Annotated in this window: 3 protein-coding genes and 1 pseudogene; 1 reads left to right on the top strand and 3 read right to left on the bottom strand. The window is 70.4% G+C overall.

The window, feature by feature from the left end; translation table 11 throughout:
• Positions 1 to 419 (bottom strand): 30S ribosomal protein S6e (locus ACFR9S_RS10785; RefSeq protein WP_379818615.1); only part of this gene is annotated, 419 nt, incomplete at its 3' end.
• Between the two features lie 75 nt (positions 420 to 494).
• Positions 495 to 989, bottom strand: a complete 495-nt coding sequence (locus ACFR9S_RS10780) for a DUF7529 family protein (protein WP_379732684.1) — start codon at positions 987 to 989, stop codon at positions 495 to 497.
• Between the two features lie 83 nt (positions 990 to 1072).
• Between ACFR9S_RS10780 and ACFR9S_RS10775 the strand changes: the two genes are divergently transcribed.
• Positions 1073 to 1387 carry a DUF7573 domain-containing protein gene (locus tag ACFR9S_RS10775; protein ID WP_379732685.1) on the top strand — a complete coding sequence of 105 codons (315 nt, stop codon included), beginning with the start codon at positions 1073 to 1075 and terminating at the stop codon, positions 1385 to 1387.
• A gap of 6 nt (positions 1388 to 1393) precedes the next feature.
• Here the strand turns inward: ACFR9S_RS10775 and ACFR9S_RS10770 are convergent.
• A pseudogene (locus tag ACFR9S_RS10770) lies at positions 1394 to 1699 on the bottom strand (DNA mismatch repair endonuclease MutL); the annotation flags it as partial.

Raw genomic sequence — 1699 nt, 5'->3', positions numbered from 1 at the left:
AAGAGATCGACGCCGCGATGGCGACCCTTACCGACGACGTCGTCGCCCTCGCCGACGGCGGACGCGACGTCCTCGTCGCCGAGCACCTTGGCGTTGACCTGCGCGCTCTCCTCGCTGAACTCGGCGCCGCGGACCGTGACGCGGCGTCGCTCGCCGTCCTTCTCGGGGTGGTAGCCGACGCCGCCCTCGAGCAGGAGCTGTTTGAGGTTCGAGCCGGAGACGTCCTCGCGCATCGGTCGGCCGGCGGGGTCCGAGCCGCCGGTGAGCTTCAGCGTGGACTCCGAGAGCCCGACGACGTCGCCGTCGACCTCCTCGCCCAGCGAGCGCCCGATGAAGCGGTTGGCGTCCTGTCCGTCGACCTCCGTCTGATACGTGTTGCCCGTGTCGGGGTCCGACACGACGAGCTTGAGTTCGGCCATACCCGAAAATCTCGGCCGCGGCTGAAAAACACGTCGAAACCGCCCGTTCCGGCAGGGGTGGGCCGAACGCGGCCGTTACTCCTCGCCGGGCAGCAGCGCCTGGGGGTGTTGCTGGACGAACAGCACGCGCTCGCTGTCGTCTAGCGGCCGGACGTACAGCCGGCTCTCGCCCTCGGCCTCGATCCGCCGAGCGGTCTCCTCGGCGTCCTCGACCTCGTAGTAGATCGGGATCAGCACCGCCCGGCCCGCCTCGGCGGCCTTCATCACGACGACGGCGAAGACGACGCCGTTGGTCTGGGCGTTGTACGCCTCGTACTCGTCGAACTCGGCGCCGTCGACGGCCTCCTGTACTGCCTCGAACTCGTTACCCGGCACGAGCACGTCGAACCCCGTGCGGTCGTCCTCGTAGCCGTCGTCGGTCTCCAGTCGGGGCAGCGGCGTCACCGCGCCGGGGCGGAGTTCGACCGTCTCCCAGCCCTCCTCCCGGAGCTCTTCCGCGGTGGCCTGCATATCGTCGATGGTGTCGTCCCAGAGGTCGGTCATGCCCTGCAGCGGGTGTCCGGGGTCCATGCCCGGGTAACGGCCCGTCATGGGTGAAAAGGGTTCGCTTGCGGGACGCCAGCGCTAAACCCCCGCCGGCCCCAGACCGCTGTATGACTGACGACGCCAGCCTCACCGACTTCGCCGGGAGTGGGGACGGCGCAGACGATTCCGCGGACGGCGCCGACGGGGCGAGCGATCCCGAGGATGGCGCACACGGGCCAAACGACGGCCCGGAGTCCGACGACGCGACCGACGCCGAGCCCGAAACGCCGACGTTCACCTACACGTCGACGCCGGACGGCGCCGAATGTGCGGCCTGCGGGGCGACGGTGGAGAAACGCTGGCACGCCGGCGAGGGCGGAACGGCGGAGAACCCGGATCTCAATCCGGACGCGCTGGTGTGTCCGGACTGTAAAGAGTGGTAGCGGCGGTTACTGTCGTTCGAAACCGGCGGCCAGCGTCTCCTCGTTCACGCTGAGCACCGTCGGCCGGCCGTGCGGGCAGGCGAACGGCTGCTCGCACTGCCCGAGTCGGTCGACGAGCGCCTGTGCGTCCTCGGTATCCAGCGCGTCGCCGGCCTTCAGCGACGGGTGACAAGCCAACTCGGCCAGCGCGTCCTCGCGGGCGTCCTCCGGATCGTCGCCGCTCGCGAGCGCGGCGAGGGTCTCGCGGAACGCACCCGCGTCGGCGGGCCGACCCAGCGGCGCGGGCACTGTCGAGAGCTTCACCGTCGTGCC

Origin of the sequence: Halolamina salina (assembly GCF_042678005.1) — an archaeon.
Classification (GTDB): domain Archaea; phylum Halobacteriota; class Halobacteria; order Halobacteriales; family Haloferacaceae; genus Halolamina; species Halolamina salina.
The sequence above is the reverse complement of the archived record's forward strand: the minus strand, read 5'-3'. Positions and strand labels throughout refer to the sequence as shown.